General features: G+C 59.5%; 12 protein-coding genes. 6 read left to right on the top strand and 6 right to left on the bottom strand.

The genetic code is table 11. The annotated features are described in order from the left end of the window. Positions 1-105 precede the first annotated feature (105 nt). Positions 106-1,710 carry a carboxyl transferase domain-containing protein gene (locus LC334_RS03340; RefSeq protein WP_085798845.1) on the bottom strand — a complete coding sequence of 535 codons (1,605 nt, stop codon included), beginning with the start codon at positions 1,708-1,710 and terminating at the stop codon, positions 106-108. 141 nt (positions 1,711-1,851) lie between these two features. Here LC334_RS03340 and LC334_RS03335 point away from each other — a divergent pair, with 141 nt between their 5' ends. Next, positions 1,852-2,469 carry an OmpW/AlkL family protein gene (locus LC334_RS03335; RefSeq protein WP_085799149.1) on the top strand — a complete coding sequence of 206 codons (618 nt, stop codon included), beginning with the start codon at positions 1,852-1,854 and terminating at the stop codon, positions 2,467-2,469. Positions 2,470-2,534: 65 nt separating this feature from the next. Here LC334_RS03335 and LC334_RS03330 read toward each other — a convergent pair whose 3' ends face one another. The 4 genes from LC334_RS03330 to LC334_RS03315 all read right to left on the bottom strand — a co-directional run bounded on the left by LC334_RS03330 (position 2,535) and on the right by LC334_RS03315 (position 7,758). After that, positions 2,535-4,091 (bottom strand): AMP-binding protein, encoded by a 1,557-nt coding sequence (locus tag LC334_RS03330; RefSeq protein WP_085798844.1) that lies wholly within the window; start codon positions 4,089-4,091, stop codon positions 2,535-2,537. Between the two features lie 407 nt (positions 4,092-4,498). Further along, complete coding sequence (locus LC334_RS03325) at positions 4,499-5,662, bottom strand: isovaleryl-CoA dehydrogenase (RefSeq protein WP_085798843.1); 1,164 nt, start codon at positions 5,660-5,662, stop codon at positions 4,499-4,501. Positions 5,663-5,764: 102 nt separating this feature from the next. Beyond that, a complete protein-coding gene (locus LC334_RS03320) occupies positions 5,765-6,958 on the bottom strand; it encodes a DegT/DnrJ/EryC1/StrS family aminotransferase (RefSeq protein WP_085798842.1) in 1,194 nt (397 codons plus the stop codon). 134 nt (positions 6,959-7,092) lie between these two features. Continuing rightward, a complete protein-coding gene (locus LC334_RS03315) occupies positions 7,093-7,758 on the bottom strand; it encodes an HAD-IA family hydrolase (RefSeq protein ID WP_085798841.1) in 666 nt (221 codons plus the stop codon). A 147-nt stretch (positions 7,759-7,905) separates the two neighbouring features. Between LC334_RS03315 and glmU the strand changes: the two genes are divergently transcribed. The 5 genes from glmU (at position 7,906) to LC334_RS03290 (ending at position 14,082) form a co-directional block, all read left to right on the top strand. Beyond that, positions 7,906-9,261, top strand: a complete 1,356-nt coding sequence (gene glmU / locus LC334_RS03310; RefSeq protein ID WP_085798840.1) for a bifunctional UDP-N-acetylglucosamine diphosphorylase/glucosamine-1-phosphate N-acetyltransferase GlmU — start codon at positions 7,906-7,908, stop codon at positions 9,259-9,261. Continuing rightward, positions 9,261-11,084 carry a glutamine--fructose-6-phosphate transaminase (isomerizing) gene (gene glmS / locus LC334_RS03305; protein ID WP_085798839.1) on the top strand — a complete coding sequence of 608 codons (1,824 nt, stop codon included), beginning with the start codon at positions 9,261-9,263 and terminating at the stop codon, positions 11,082-11,084. Before glmU ends, glmS begins: the two co-directional genes overlap by 1 nt. Before the next feature lie 3 nt (positions 11,085-11,087). Further along, a complete protein-coding gene (locus LC334_RS03300; RefSeq protein WP_085798838.1) occupies positions 11,088-11,633 on the top strand; it encodes a pyridoxamine 5'-phosphate oxidase family protein in 546 nt (181 codons plus the stop codon). Further along, positions 11,630-12,313: a DNA alkylation repair protein gene (locus LC334_RS03295; protein ID WP_085798837.1), complete on the top strand. Its 684-nt coding sequence runs from the start codon at positions 11,630-11,632 to the stop codon at positions 12,311-12,313. The genes LC334_RS03300 and LC334_RS03295 overlap by 4 nt, the downstream gene beginning before the upstream one ends. A gap of 542 nt (positions 12,314-12,855) precedes the next feature. Further along, positions 12,856-14,082: a serine hydrolase domain-containing protein gene (locus LC334_RS03290; protein ID WP_085798836.1), complete on the top strand. Its 1,227-nt coding sequence runs from the start codon at positions 12,856-12,858 to the stop codon at positions 14,080-14,082. A gap of 327 nt (positions 14,083-14,409) precedes the next feature. Here the strand turns inward: LC334_RS03290 and LC334_RS03285 are convergent, their stop codons facing one another. Beyond that, a complete protein-coding gene (locus LC334_RS03285; protein WP_085798835.1) occupies positions 14,410-16,716 on the bottom strand; it encodes an adenosylcobalamin-dependent ribonucleoside-diphosphate reductase in 2,307 nt (768 codons plus the stop codon). Between the last annotated feature and the right edge of the window lie 33 nt (positions 16,717-16,749).

Below are 16,749 nucleotides of genomic sequence, written 5' to 3'. Positions count from 1 at the left end.
CGGCCTCTTTCCATCATCCAAAAGCAGCGATGACCCCTAGCTTCATCTTGTCCCAAATTCCCATTCAGCGCCAAGCACGGCGGCAGGCGACGCTATGGTTTGTCGTCACATGCGGAACACGCCAAAGCGTGTCTCTTCAATCGGTGCACAAAGTGCGGCACTCAGTGACAGCGCCAGCACATCGCGCGATTTGCGCGGGTCCACGATACCGTCATCCCATAGCCGCGCCGAGGCGTAGAGAGGATGCGACTGGCGCTCGAACATCTCAATCGTCGGGCGCTTGAACTCTGCCTCTTCCTCGGCGGACCAGCTGCCGCCCTTGCGTTCAATCGCATCGCGTTTGACGGTTGCCAACACCCCTGCCGCCTGTTCGCCGCCCATGACGGAAATGCGTGAATTCGGCCAGCTCCACATGAAACGCGGCTGATAGGCGCGGCCCGACATTCCATAATTCCCGGCGCCGAACGATCCGCCGACAACCATCGTGACCTTGGGCACGTTCGTCGTCGCCACCGCTGTCACCATCTTGGCACCATGCCGGGCAATACCCTCATTCTCGTATTTCCGTCCAACCATGAAGCCGGTGATATTCTGAAGAAATAACAGCGGAATATTGCGCTGACTGCACAGTTCGACAAAATGTGCCCCCTTCTGTGCCGCCTCGGAAAAGAGCACACCGTTGTTGGCGATAATCCCCACCGGACAGCCTTTCAGGTGGGCGAAGCCGCATACAAGTGTCTCGCCAAACCTTGCCTTGAACTCGTCAAAGCGCGACCCATCAACCAGACGCGCAATCACCTCGCGAATGTCGTAGGGCGTGCGCAGATCGGCAGGCACGACGCCCAACAGTTCCTCGGGGTCATAGGCAGGCTCTTCCGGCGTGGCCCAGTTGACCGTCGCAGATTTGGAGCGGTTCAGGTTGCCCACCGCACGGCGCGCCAGCGCCAACGCATGGGCATCATCTTCCGCCAAATAATCAGCCACGCCGGAAAGCCGCGTATGCACGTCGCCGCCGCCCAGATCCTCAGACGTCACTTCCTCGCCCGTCGCGGCCTTTACCAAGGGTGGGCCAGCCAGAAAAATCGTGCCCTGATCTTTGACGATAATCGTGACGTCGGACATGGCCGGCACATAGGCGCCGCCCGCGGTACACGAGCCCATGACAACGGCAATCTGCGGAATTCCCTTCGCGCTCATCTGCGCCTGATTATAGAAAATCCGGCCAAAGTGATCGCGGTCGGGAAAGACCTCATCCTGATTGGGCAGGTTCGCTCCGCCGCTATCGACCAGATAGATGCAGGGCAGATGGCACTCCTCGGCAATCTCCTGTGCGCGCAGGTGTTTCTTGACCGTCATCGGATAATATGTGCCGCCCTTCACGGTGGCATCATTGCAGACGATCATGCACTCAACGCCCATCACCCGGCCAATCCCGGCAATCACACCCGCACAGGGGGCGGCACCGTCATACATGCCATGTGCCGCCGTCGCACCCACCTCGAGAAAGGCCGAACCCGGATCCAAAAGCCCCGCCACGCGGTTGCGCGGCAACATCTTGCCTCGACTCAGATGGCGCTCGCGCGACGCCTCGCCACCACCGATGGCCGCCTGTGCCGCCGCCTCTTCGACAATAGCCAAAGCCTCCAGGTGCCCCTGGCGATTGGCCTGAAAGCTCTCAGATGACGGGATCGCCTGCGATTTTATTCTCATATTTCCTCACACATGATCATTGCCTGGCTCGCTGCGTTGCAGAAAGGCATCATCAGGCGAATTGCTCTGCAAATTGACACACATCAAAGCTGATTGCCGCACTGCGGCATATTCCGGGGCCATTCGATAAGGAATGGAATGATGAAAACGAAACTCACCACACTCACCCTCGCCGCCGCGCTGGCCTGCTCTGCGGCACCCGTCCTCGCCCAATCTCAGGGCGACATCACCGTCGGCCTCGGCGTCGCAGGCGTCTTTCCCACTAGTAACAACGGCGTCCTTGCCGGACCAACCCCGATTGATGTCCAGGACGGTTACAGCCTGACCATCACCGGCGAATATTTCATCGCCGATAATCTCGGCATCGAACTGCTTGCGGCCTGGCCGTTCGAGCATGACATCAAAAGCGGCGGCACCAAGATCGGCGAGGTCAAGCATCTGCCGCCTACGTTGTCGCTGCAATACCACTTCACCAACAACTCGCCCGTCACACCCTTCATTGGTGCAGGCATCAACTACACCACTTTCACCGAGGACAAGGCCGTTGGCCCGCTTGCTGGCAGCACGCTCAGCCTGGACGATTCCTGGGGTGTCGCCCTGCATGCAGGGCTCGACTATGAAATCAGCGCCAAGGGGTCGTTGCGCGCCGATCTGCGCTGGATCGACATCGAATCCGATGTCAAACTCAACGGCATCAATATCGGCAAGGCCAAGATCGACCCGTGGATCTTTGGTGTCGCCTACGTGCATAAATTCTGAGTTGCATCTCATTGGATCAGGCCCTTCCACGGCCCGATCCAGAACCATCGCAGAGGTATCAACCGTCATTGTCCTGCCCCTGTTTCCGCCGCTGCCATAGCCTTCAACTCGCGGCGTATCACCTTGCCGGTGACGGTCATCGGCAAGGCATCCAGAAATCCGATTTCCCTTGGATATGAGTATCTTGCAAGTCTCTCCTTGACGAAATCCTGCAGCGCGGTCGCAAGATCGCCAGACGGTTCGACCCCGGGCTTTGTGACCACGTAAGCCTTGACCACCTCGGTGCGCAATGCGTCGGGCTTGCCAACCACGCCCACGGTCCCCACCGCCGGGTGTTGCAGCAGGCAGTCCTCCACCTCTGCGGGACCAATGCGGTATCCGGCGGAGGTAATCACATCATCCTCTCGACCCACGAAGCGCAGATATTCACCCTCCCAGATGCCGCGATCGCCCGTCAGCATCCAGTCGCCTTTGAACTTCTCTGCCGTCTGTTCCGGGCGGTTCCAGTATTCCAGCATCATTGAGGCCGAGCCGCGTTTGACCGCCACATCGCCCTCGCCTTCCGTTGGCCTTCCCTCCACGTCCAGCACAGCCACCTCGTGTCCCGGCACGACACGCCCGATACAACCGGGTTTCGGGTCGAAAAGCGTTTGAGAACTACAGGCCACCAGATTGCATTCGGTCTGGCCATAGAATTCGTTGATCGTCAGCCCAAAGGCCCCCCGACCCCAATCCAGCATTTCCGCACCCAACGGCTCTCCGCCACTGGCCACCGTGCGCAGACCGTCGATCGTGGCATCTGCCGCCTTGAGCATCCTGAGTGCAGTGGGCGGAAAGAAGATGTTCCGCACGCTGGCCTCGCGAATGATCGCACTGCACTCCTCGACATTGAATTTCGTCATTCGCGCAGCCACCACCGGCACGCCGAGCGCGAGCCCTGGCATCAGGATGTTAAAGAGCCCACCGATCCACGCCCAGTCCGCCGGGGTCCAGAGGCAATCGCCCTCCTGCCCCAGAAAATCATGCGGCAGTTCCACGCCGGGCAGATGCCCTGTCAGCACCCGGTGACCGTGCAGCGCGCCCTTGGCGCTGCCGGTGGTGCCGCTGGTGTAGATCAGAACCGCTGGTGTTTCCGGCCCGGTCTCGGCGGTCTCGAACGGAGCGTCGCTCAGGTCCATATCCTCGGGAAAAAGCGCTGTCTGCCCGTCCAGCAGCGCCGCACCCTGCGTGTCGGTGATGATCAGATCGGCACCCGCATCCGCGACCCGGCTCAGCAACGCGTCGCGCATGAAAAGTTTGAAGAGCGGGATCGAAATCGCCCCGATCTTCCAGATCGCGATATGCGCCGCCGCCGTCCACACACCTTGCGAGCGCAGCACCCCCACCCGGTCGCCGCGCTTGACACCGCGCGCCACAAGCGCATGCGCCAGCCCATCTGAAAGTCGCCGCAGCTCGGCGTAAGAGACATCCCGCCGCCCGTCCGTCAGATCAATGATCGCCACCCGGTCCGGGTCGCGCGCCGCCCAGTCGTCACAGACCTGCGCCGCCATGTTCAGCCGCGCAGGCAGGTTCCATTGAAACCCGTCGCTCAGCGCTTCGTATGATGCGGCTTGTTCCAGCATTTACCCCGTAACTCCACAGACTTGCCGCAGCCGAATTGATGACCTTAGAAGTAGAACCGTGGTTGGAAGAAAAGTTGCGGTAAAAAACGTTATAAAACAGGCAATTGAGACCGTGGCACCCAAAATTTCTCCGGTCCAGACTTCTGACCCGATGCATAACGGCACAACCAATCGCGTGATTTCAGACGATAAGAACCCACTTGCAATCATTACTGCAAACAAGATCAGAGAGATGACTACTGCGTAGGGCAATTCGGCTTTCAGATCGCTCTCACAGTTTGGGCAGTCTATTATTCGACCTCGCGACAATAGCCAGCTCGGGTGTTGTTCGGCAGCACTTGCGACGGCAAGATAGCCAAGCAAATGTCCGCAAACAGGACAGGGAAACTTAGCTTTACGAAACACGTTCACCCCATCGCCCCCATCAACTCGCGACCTACCAGCATGCGGCGTATTTCACTTGTCCCCGCCCCGATCTCCATCAGCTTGGCATCGCGGAAGATGCGTGCGACCGGCGCGTCATTCAGAAACCCGGCCCCGCCCATCGCCTGCACCGCCTGATGCGCCTGCGTCATGCCCTGCTCGGAGGCATAAAGGCAGCAGGCCGCCGCGTCCTGACGGGTCACGTCACCCCGGTCGCAGGCCTTGGCGACCTCATAGACATAGGCCCGCGCCGAGTTCATCGCCGTGTACATGTCGGCGATCTTGCCCTGCATCAGCTGGAAATTCCCGACCGGCTGGCCGAACTGCTTGCGCTCGGCCAGATATGGCATGACCTCATCCAGACAGGCCGCCATGATCCCCAAGCCGATGCCGGCAAGCACAACGCGCTCGTAGTCCAGCCCTGACATCAGCACGCGCACGCCCTTGCCTTCCTCACCCAACACGTTTTCAAACGGCACTTCGACATCGTCAAAGATCAGTTCGGCGGTGTTGCTGCCCCGCATGCCCAGCTTGTCGAAATGCGGGCTGGTCGAAAACCCGGTCATGGATTTTTCGATGATGAAGGCGGTGATGCCTTTCGATCCGGCTTCGGGGTCTGTTTTCGCGTAAACCACCAGCGTGCTCGCGTCCGGCCCGTTGGTGATCCAGTATTTGTTACCACTCAAACGATAGTGATCGTTCCGCTTCTCCGCTTTCAGCTTCATGCTGACTACATCGCTGCCCGCCCCCGCCTCGGACATAGCAAGGGCGCCGACATTTTCGCCCGAGATCAGTCCCGGCAGGTATTTGTGCCGCTGTTCATCGGTGCCATTGAGCTTGATCTGGTTGACGCACAGGTTCGAATGCGCCCCGTAGCTGAGCGATACCGAGGCGCTGGCCCGCGCGATTTCCTCGACCGCCACCACATGCGCCAAGTATGACATGCCCGCGCCGCCGAATTCCTCGGGCACGGTGATGCCCAGCAGGCCCAATTCGCCCATTTCGGCCCAAAGCGCGTTCGGGAATGTGTTCGAGGTATCGATCTCAGCCGCCATCGGCTTGACCCGCTCCTGCGCCCAGCGATGCACCATTTCCTGTAGCGCGTTCACATCTTCACCCAGATCGAATTGCATCACGGCATTGAACATATCCGTCGCGTCCTCAGCATTTTATTGAACAGTTGTTCATTTATAGAATGCAAAAGTGAGTCGGGTCAATCCCGCAAAATCATGAGGCGTTTTGAAACGGCTTCAGGTCGCCTGAAATACCGCGCCCACCTCAGCCCGGATGATCCGCGCAATCAGGGCGCAATCGTCAAGGCTGAAAGTCAGCGGCAGGCGCATATCGATGATCCCTTTGAGGATACGGTCGCTCTTGGGCATGCGCTCGGACGGGGCATAGCGCCAGCTGTCGTAGCGGCTGGTAAAGCCCGACGGCTCCGCCCCACCGAACCACTTCAACTCCACGCCGCGGGATTTGCAACGCTGCAATACCTCGTCGATGGCCTCATTGCTCCAGTCCAGCAACAGAAACTGGATTGACGAGCCGACATAGGTTTCTGCCTCGGGACGGTTAATCGCAGTCAGACCCGGCGTACCGCGCAGCCCATCCTCGACAACCTCGTAACGCGCATTCCACGCCGCGCACTGACTATCCAGCTTGCGCAGTTGCGGCCTCAGAATCGCTGCGCGCAGATGATCCATCCGGCCCGAAACATTAGGGGTCTCATATTTCACCCGCTCGAACACCTCTGGCGGCGGCACAGTACCGTTGCGGCCATAGAGCATGTACGATCCCGACAGGATGATTGCCCTCGCCATCACCTCATCATCGTCGGTGACAAAAAACCCGCCCTCGCCGGAATTCATGTGCTTATAGGTCTGGGTCGAATAGCACCCGATCAGCCCGTCGCGCCCCGACGCCCGTCCGTTCCACGCAGCTCCCATCGTATGAGCGCAATCTTCGATCACGATCAGCCCGGCCTCATCCGCGATCTCCATCAGCCGGTCCATGTCGGCCAGATGCCCGCGCATATGGCTCAGCATAAGCACCTTGGATTGGCCTGCCCTGGCTGCCAGATCGTCGAGATCGATTGTGAGATCCTCGGTGACACCCACAAAAACCGGCACAGCACCGATGCTGGCAATCGATCCCGGCACCGGCGCCAGGGTAAATGCATTGGTAAGCACCTTGTCACCCGGCTTGACGCCCACCGCGCGCAACGCCGTTGCCAAGGCATATCCGCCCGAGGCCACGGCCAAAGCATATTTCGCCCCGACATAGGCCGCGAATTCCTGCTCTAGCAGGCCGGTTTCTCCGACCTCGTCCTGTTGCAGATTATAGCGGTGCAATCGCCCGCTCTGCATCACCTCGAGCGCCGCTTTGATCCCCTCATCGGGAATCGGCTCCTGCTGGGTGAAGTTGCCTGAAAATACTTCTGTCATGACATATTTCTGAGGCCAGCTTACCGACAGGTCAATGCCTGACCCGCTGCGTCGCGCCCCGCATCACGTTTCCTGTAAGCTCATTACGATTTTCATAAACAATAGTTGCCTCACGAATGCAGAGCATCCGGCGCTCAGCCAATCAGGCGTCGCACCACCCCGGAGAGCTGATCGTAAGCATCAATCATGGCCTCGGGCGCGAGGGCCGCAACATCTTCGCCATTGGGCCCAAAGGTGACCAGAATCGACGGCACCCCGGCCCGGCGCGAGGTTTCGCGATCAGTCACCGTATCCCCCACCAGCAGGCACCGGCCGGTGTCCCCGCCTGCGCGCCGCACCGTCTCGAACAAGGTTTCCGGGTCGGGTTTTCGCGTGGGCAGACTGTCGGCGCCGATCAGCGCGCCAAATGCCTCCAACACACCCAAGCGGGTCATCAGAAGGCGCGCCAAGTATTCAGGTTTGTTGGTGCAAATCGCCACCGCATAGCCATCGTTTCGCAGCAATTCAACCGCGTCCATCGCCCCGGGATAGAGCATGGTATACGTATCAATCGCCCCCTCATACGCGTCCAGAAGTACTGGGTAATAGCGGTCAATATCGGCTTCTTCATCGGCCCGGCCCAGACGCTCGAACCCCAGACGCAACATTGCCCGCCCGCCCCGCAACGCCGTACCCGCATCCCTGGCCGGATCAAGCTGATTGCCCACGCCCATATCCTGAAAACAGGCATTTGCGGCAGCGATCAGATCACCGCTGGTATCCGCTAAAGTGCCGTCCAGGTCAAAAACCACTGTTCGCATCAGCCTTGTTTTCCCTTCAATTCAATAAGATAGGCGGTTTTCTGCACATCACTGTCACATCCCGCAACCTAGTTTGATCCCGCACGACCTTGCGCCGGGTTGGTATCCGGATAAAACGGGCGGATTGTAATTACAAAGAGAAACCTCATGGGCACAGCGCTGATCATCCTGGCGGCAGGAAAAGGCACCCGCATGAAATCGGACAAGGCCAAGGTGCTGCATCAGATTGCCGGCGCCCCGATGCTGGTGCATGCCATGCGTGCGGGTCAGGTGCTTGAACCGGATGCATCGGTGGTCGTAGTGGGCCACGATGGCGACGCCGTGGCCAGAGCCGCGCAAGCCTATGACGAAGATGTCCAGATCGCCCGCCAGACCGAGCAACTGGGCACGGCCCATGCGGTGGCGCAGGCCGCCCCGGCACTGGCAGAGCATGACGGCGATGCCATCGTGCTCTACGGCGATACGCCCTTTATCAGCGAAGCCACGCTGCTCAGAATGGCCGAGGCCCGCAAGAGCCATGACGTGGTGGTGCTTGGCTTCGACGCGGCCGATCCGGGGCGCTATGGCCGTCTGGTGATGCAAGGCGACACGCTGGAAAAGATTGTCGAATTCAAGGACGCCGATGACGCCACCCGCGCAATTACGCTCTGCAATTCCGGCGTGATCGCGGCGCAGTCCAAAGAGTTGTTCGCGCTGATCGACGCAGTTGGCAACGATAATGCCTCGGGCGAGTTCTACCTGACCGATATCGTTGAGATCGCGCGCTCCCGCGGGCTTTCAGCAACGGCCATAGCCTGTGACGAAGCCGAGACGATGGGCATCAATTCCCGAGCCGAACTTGCAACAGCCGAAGCTGCCTTTCAGGAACGTGCCCGTGCGCAGGCGCTTGAAGAAGGCATCACGATGCCGGCCCCTGAAACCGTACATTTCGCTTATGACACTGTGATCGGGCGCGATGCGGTGATTGAACAGAATGTCGTCTTCGGCGCCGGTGTGACAGTCGAATCCGGTGCGCACATCCGCGCCTTTTCGCATCTTGAGGGGTGCCATGTCTCGCGCGGGTCCACCGTTGGGCCATACGCTCGCCTGCGCCCCGGAACCGAACTGGCCGAAGACACCCGCATCGGTAATTTTGTCGAGATCAAGAATGCCATCATCGACGAAGGGGCGAAGGTCAATCACCTGAGTTACATCGGCGACGCCCATCTGGGCGAGGCCACCAATGTGGGCGCCGGAACAATCACCTGCAATTATGACGGCGTGATGAAACACCACACCGACGTGGGCAAACACGCCTTTATCGGCTCCAACACCATGCTAATTGCGCCGGTGAACGTAGGTGACAACGCCATGACCGCGTCGGGATCGGTGATCAACAAGGACGTGCCCGAGGGGGCGATGGCCGTCGCACGCGCCAGCCAGGTCAACAAGCCGGGATTTGCAGTTAAGCTGTTTGAAATACTACGAAACAAGAAACTAAAACGCGATAAAGGGGCAGAATAATGTGCGGTATTGTAGGGGTACTGAGTCATCACGAAGCCGCGCCGACCTTGGTTGAGGCGCTCAAACGGCTTGAATATCGCGGCTATGACAGCGCGGGAATCGCCACCATAAACAACGATCAACTCGACCGCCGCCGCGCGGTAGGCAAACTGGTCAATCTCAGCGATCTTCTGGTACACGAGCCGCTCGCCGGCAAATCCGGTATCGGCCACACCCGATGGGCCACCCACGGCGCGCCGAATGTCTCGAACGCCCACCCCCACCGTGCGGGCCGTGTCGCCGTGGTCCATAACGGTATCATCGAAAACTATCGCGAGCTGCGCGAAGAACTGGCCAGCCACGGGATTGGATTTGAAACAGACACCGATACCGAAACCGTAGCCCTGACCGTGCAGTATTTCCTTTCAGAGGGTCTGACACCAGTCGACGCCGCCCGCAAAACCATCGCCAAGCTGGAAGGCGCCTATGCGCTCTGTTTCCTGTTCGATGGCGAGGCCGATCTGCTGATCGCCGCCCGCAAGGGCAGTCCGCTGGCGGTGGGGCACGGCGATGGCGAGATGTTCGTAGGCTCGGATGCCATCGCGCTTGCCCCGCTAACCAACCAGATCACCTATCTTGAAGAAGGCGACATGGCGGTGATCACCCGCACCAGCCTTGAGGTGACAGATTCCAACGGCAACATCGCCAATCGCGAGATCAAAACCGTCCAGATTGACAGCGCCCGCGTTGACAAGGCCGGGCACAAGCATTTCATGTCCAAGGAAATCTCAGAGCAGCCGATGGTGATCTCGAATGCACTGAATTTCTACCTCAACAAAGAGGGCACCGATATCGTGCTGCCCGGCAAGGGGCTGGATTTCAGCAAGATCGACCGGATGGTGATGGTGGCTTGCGGTACCGCCTCTTACGCCTGCCTTACTGCCAAATACTGGTTCGAACAGATCGCAAACCTGCCGGTCGAAGTCGATGTAGCGTCAGAGTTCCGGTATCGCGAACCGCCAATCGAACCCGGCACTGCAGCTCTATTCGTCAGCCAGTCGGGCGAAACGGCCGATACGCTGGCCGCCCTGCGCTATTGCGAAGGCAAGGCCGACAAGATCGTCTCGGTGGTCAATGTCGACGAAAGTTCGATCTCGCGCGAAAGCGATCTTGCCTTGCCGATCCACGCCGGCACCGAAATCGGCGTCGCCTCGACCAAGGCCTTCACCTGCCAGTTGACGGTGCTTTTGCTGCTGGCGCTCAAGGCGGCCCGCGCTCGCGGCGCCATCAGTGCAGAGGATTTCGCCGACAAGCTTTCATCGCTACGCGCCTTGCCCGGCATCTTTAATCATGCGTTTGAAAACAACGCAGATTTCAAGAAATCCGCGCGCCGCCTGGCCGAGGCTGAGAGCGTGCTGTTTCTGGGACGCGGGCTGATGTATCCCCTAGCCTTAGAAGGTGCCCTTAAACTAAAAGAAATCAGTTATATACACGCCGAAGCTTATGCGTCCGGAGAACTGAAGCACGGCCCAATCGCGCTGATCGACAAGAAGATGCCTGTTGTTGTGATGGCCCCGCGTGACGGGCTTTTCGACAAGACCGTCTCGAACATGCAAGAGGTCATGGCGCGCGGCGGCAAAGTCATGCTGATCACCGATACCGCTGGCGCTGAGGAGGCAGGCGACGGGGTTTGGCAGAGCCTTATCCTGCCGCAGGTCGATCCGATTCTGACACCGATTCTCTATGCCCTGCCCGCACAACTTTTGGCCTATCATACCGCCATCGCCAAAGGGACCGATGTAGACCAGCCTCGCAACCTAGCCAAATCCGTGACGGTGGAGTGAAATATGGGCACCCAGTATGACAGCCTGAGCGATCAGCACATCAAATTCATCGGCCAGCAACACCTGTTCTTCTCAGGTTCCGCTGGCCCGGAAGGCAAGGTCAACGTCTCACCCAAGGGCATGGACAGCCTGCGGGTTCTGGGACCGAACCGCATTCTGTGGCGTAATTTCACCGGCAGCGGCAATGAAACCGCCGGGCATCTGGCGCAGAACAACCGGATGACTCTGATGTGGTGCTCCTTCAGCAAGCAGCCGATGATCCTGCGCGCCTATGGCACCGCCCGCGCCATTCATCCGCGCGATGCCGACTGGCCTGAACTGGCGGCAAATTTCCCCGAAGAGCTGGGCATGCGGCAGATCTATGACATGAAGATCGAGATGGTGCAGAAATCCTGCGGTTATGCGGTGCCCTATTTTGAGCACGCCGGGGAACGTGACACGTTGAAACACTGGGCTGCAGACAAGGGTAGCGATAGCATTCCCGCCTACTGGGCAGAACGAAACGCGTTGACCTTGGATGGTGCGCCAACCGGTATTGTCGAAAAATGACTCCAGATCAGGCTCTTGATGCACTGGGCACCCATATCGAACCTGGGCGATCCGACGGGATGGCAGCTTATCATAAGGTGCCACGCCGCTATCTCGGCATTCCAAACCCGGCGATCAACGATCTCGCGAAAGAGTGGCGCGGGCAGCTTACGATAGAGGGCCGTGTCGCGCTGGCCGACGGCCTTTGGCAAACAGATGTCTTCGAGGCCCGACTGGCCGCCGCAAAACTGCTGACACAGGCCCGCATCCGCCCCGATGAAAGCTGTTGGGAGCTGATCAAATCCTGGGTACCCGATTTCGACAGCTGGGCGATTGCCGATCACGCCTGCGTGGCCGGACAGAAACGCCTGCAGGCCGATCCGTCACGATTGGACGAGGTCGAGAGCTGGACCAGATCCGACAGCCACTGGACCCGCCGGGCGGCAATGGTCATCACCCTGCCCTGGACCAAACAGAACCACCCAAAGCCCGCCGATGCCGCCATTCGCGACCGGGTGCTGGGTTGGGCGAACAACTATGTACGGGACGAAAACTGGTTCATCCAGAAATCCGTCGCCTGGTGGCTGCGCGACCTCAGCAAACATGACCCGGACCGCGTCCGCGCCTTTATGGCCGCCAACGGAAAACACATGAAACCGTTTGCCCGCCGCGAGGCTGAAAAATACCTGTCACAAGGCTGACGCTCGTCTCGGCGATGCCCGATAGCCCGCGACCAAGCGCATTCGATTTAAATCCGGTTTAAACGCCTATTTCGCGCCGCATTTTCAGGCCTTTTCTGCCAACCCTCGTCGGCATTCTTCTGTAATGTTTCCGGTTTTGACAGAGCAAGCGGCCTTAAGAATGAGGAAGATGCTATTTGCAACCGCCCTTACCCTGATTGCATTCTGCGGTACCGCAGCCGCGGCAGGCGGTTACGATATTATGCAGCAACGGGGGGCCAGCACCGCCTCTTGAATCCCGTTCGCCCGATGTCATGCGCTGATCCAGCTTTTTTCCTGTCCTAAAGCTGGCCATCCTGCATGATCATCCCAATCGGGTGACCGGTGTGCAGCGCCACGCGGTGATCTATGCCAATCTGTCCTATGGCATCTTGATCACCGCGTGGGGTTCCAGACAGGGAGGCGCAAACAGGTTTTAGATTAACAAACCGCCTGAAATGCTAAATGCTGTGCCGAACGACCCACGACACTTGAACAGTGGTGCGGTACTCTCGGAGATTCGGATGCACAGCTACGTAAATTCGCAACCTACGCCGCCCATCATGCAGGGCAGCCCACCGCCGCCGGACTGGCGTGTGCCCCGGATTGACTGGGATCGTCCACCTTGGAACCGCTGGAGCTTTCAGCACATCCAGGAACTGCTGCCCACGGCGCCGGTGCGTCGGGGAACGACAGTCTCCCCACTGGCGGACGCACATGAATCCATCGAAGATATAACGTTCGAGGCGCAGCATGGTCCCGCCACCATCGCCGAATGGATCGATTATAGCTATTCTGACGGGCTGCTGATCCTGAAGGACGGCAAGATCGCTCATGAAAGCTATTGGAACGGGATGCAGCCGCACACGCTGCACCTGGTGCAATCGGTATCGAAATCCATCACCGCGACCGCCGCCGCCCCCCTGATCGAAGAGGGGTTACTGGATCCGTCTGCCCCGGTGACCGAGCCACTGCCGGAACTGGCCCATACCGCCTGGGCGGGGGCGAGCCTGCAACAGGTCATGGATATGACCTCGGGTGTGCGCTTCGACGAGACCGACTATGCCAACCGCGCCAGCGATATCGGCAAGATGGACGTGGCCAGCGGCTGGAAGCCGGTGCCGGAAGGGTACGATCATGAATACTGGCCCAGCAACATCTGGGATCAGATCCTCTCGATGCAGGTGAAAGACGCCGAGCATGGCGCGCGGTTCCAATACCGTTCAATCGAAACCGATGTTCTGGCCCATGCCATGGAACGTGTCACCGGAAAGCGGTTGCCCCAGATCGTGTCCGAGCATCTCTGGGCCCCGATCGGTGCCGAAGAACATGCCAATTTCACCGTCGACACATCAGGTTACGGACTGTCCTGTGGCGGGTTCAGCGCAACGCTGCGCGATCTCGGGCGTGTCGGACTGGCCTATCTGAACGACGGCAAGGTGGGCCGTAAACAGGTCATCCCCAAAGCATGGGTCGATGACATCCGCAGCGGCGATCACGGCCTTTTCAACGACTATGGTCAGAATTACTTTCCCAATGGCCGGTATCGCAATCAGTTCTGGATCGAGGATAGTGACCGGACGGGTCATCTTTGCCTCGGCGTATTCGGGCAGACGATCTATGTCTCCCCGGAACGCGGCATGGTTTTCGTCAAACTTTCAACCTGGCCCGAATTCACCAACCCCAGCCGGGTGAGGGATTGCATGGCAGCCTTTCACGCCATCGCAAGGGCGTTGGGCCGCGACCTGTAGATTAAGCTGAAGGACGACCAGGTATTAACCTTGAGCGGGCATTAACGCTGACAGCGACAAGCTGCGCTATTGCCAGACCGCGGGATAGCGGCCAACGTCAATGGCGTGCACTTTATCTCGGCAAAGTCAGAAGAACCTCAAAACCTTACGCCAACGCCAGCCAATCGCCAGCCCGGGGGGGCGGTCTGGCGATCGCGCGGCGGCCTTCGGCCTTGGTTCCGCGCGGGGCGTCCGTCGTCAACGTCCGCTCAAGCCCAAAATCAGCCCTATTTCTTCCGCCTGAGGTTTAGTCGCTCTGCCGCTCCTAAATCGGGTCTATCGTGCTGATCAGCCGCATTTCGAATGACCGCAACTGGGGCAGGTCATGCACCCCTCGACCATGCGCATCCCGAATTCACCACAGGCCGCGCAGGCCGGCCCCCGGGGCGCGTCGCCCAGATTGACAACCTCGGCCTGCGGGTCTGACTTAAGACCCATCCCCTCACCCGCCAGAAACCCGGTCTGGATCATATGTTTTTCAAGGATGCCGCCGATCGCGGCCAGAATAGACGGCACATATTTTCCCTGCATCCAGGCACCGCCGCGCGGGTCGAACACAGCCTTGAGCTCCTCGACCACAAAAGACACATCCCCACCACGCCGGAACACCGCCGAGATCATCCGGGTCAGGGCGACCGTCCAGGCGAAATGCTCCATATTCTTGGAGTTGATGAATACCTCGAACGGGCGGCGATGGCCGCCCAACACCACATCGTTGACGGTGATATAGATCGCGTGGTTGCTGTCAGGCCATTTCAGCTTGTAGGTATTGCCTTCCAGCGCATTGGGCCTGTCCAGGGGCTCGGACATGTAAATCACGTCACCATGGGGGGTGAGCGGTTCGGCGTCACTATCGGCGACAACTTCCGGCGCAGTCCCGCTAGGCGCATTCGTGTCTTTCTCGGAGACGCTCAACACGCTGCCGGTCACATCATTGGGCCGGTAGGTGGTGCACCCCTTACAGCCCGTATCCCAGGCTTGCAGGTAGACATCCTTGAACGCCTCAAAGGAAATATCCTCTGGGCAGTTGATGGTCTTCGAGATGCTGCTATCGACCCATCGTTGCGCCGCAGCTTGCATCTTCACATGATCAGAAGGGGCCAGCGTCTGGGCGTTGACGAAATAATCCGGCAGCGGCGCATCCCCGAATTTTTCCCGCCAGAGCGCCACGGCGTAATCGACCACCTCTTCTTCGGTGCGGCTGCCATCCTTCTGCAGAACCTTGCGGGTATAGGAATAGGCAAAGACCGGCTCGATGCCCGAACTGACATTGCCCGCGTAAAGGCTGATGGTGCCGGTGGGCGCGATGGAGGTCAAAAGCGCATTGCGGATACCATGTTCGGCCGCGGCCTTGCGCACATCCTCGTCCATCCCCTGCATCGTACCGCTGGCCAGATAAGCCTCGGCGTCGAACAAAGGAAACGCGCCTTTCTCCTTCGCGAGTGCCACCGACGCCAGATACGCTGCGCGGGCAATCGCGTGCAGCCAGTCCGACGTCTGACGCGCCGCCTCGTCCGAACCATAGCGCAGGCCCACCATCAACAGCGCATCGGCAAGCCCTGTCACGCCCAGCCCGATCCGGCGCTTGGCCTGCGCCTCGCGCGCCTGTGCCTCCAGCGGGAAGCGCGATACATCGACCACATTGTCCATCATCCGCACGGCGGTGCTGACCAGTTCGTTCAGTTGTTCTTTGTCCAGCGCGGCGGTATCTCCGAACGGGTCGCTGACCAGCCGCGCCAGGTTGACCGACCCCAGAAGACAGGCACCATAGGGCGGCAAAGGCTGTTCGCCACAAGGGTTGGTGGCGGCAATATCCTCGCAATAATTCAGATTGTTGGCCTGATTGATCCGATCGATGAAGATCACCCCCGGCTCGGCGAAATCATAGGTCGCCTGCATGATTTTGTTCCAAAGATCACGCGCCTGGATCGTATGATAGACCTTGCCGTCGAAAGTCAGCTCCCACGGGCCATCGGCCTTGACAGCCTCCATGAAGGCATCGGTCACAAGCACCGACAGGTTGAACATGCGCAGCCGCGCTGCATCGGCCTTGGCGCTGATGAATTCCTCGATATCCGGATGATCGCAGCGCATCGTCGCCATCATTGCCCCGCGGCGGCTGCCCGCGCTCATGATAGTGCGGCACATCGCGTCCCAGACATCCATGAAACTCAGCGGCCCGCTTGCATCGGCACCAACACCTTTAACCTCGGCGCCCTTGGGTCGGATGGTGCTGAAATCATAGCCGATCCCGCCACCCTGTTGCATGGTCAGCGCGGCTTCGCGCAACCCATCGAATATCCCGCTCATGTCGTCAGGGATCGTGCCCATGACGAAACAGTTGAACAGCGTCACGGCACGTCCGGTCCCGGCCCCCGAGGTGATCCGCCCGGCTGGCAGAAACTTGAAATCTTCAAGCGCTGCGTAAAATCTATCTTCCCACAGCTCCGGTGCCTCTTCGACCGCTGCCAACGCCCGCGCGATTCGCCGCCAGCTATCCTCGACCGACTGATCGCCATCCGCCCCGTTTGAGGGCGTATAGCGGTATTTCATATTCCAGATCTGTTCGGCGATCGGGGCAGCGAAACGAGTCATCAATCGATTCCTTAAAAGGCGGCAGGCAACCAC

The organism is Roseovarius aestuarii, from assembly GCF_019966515.1.
GTDB classification, from domain to species: domain Bacteria; phylum Pseudomonadota; class Alphaproteobacteria; order Rhodobacterales; family Rhodobacteraceae; genus Roseovarius; species Roseovarius aestuarii.
Note: the sequence above shows the minus strand (reverse complement) of the source record. Positions and strands in the feature narration are given on the sequence as shown.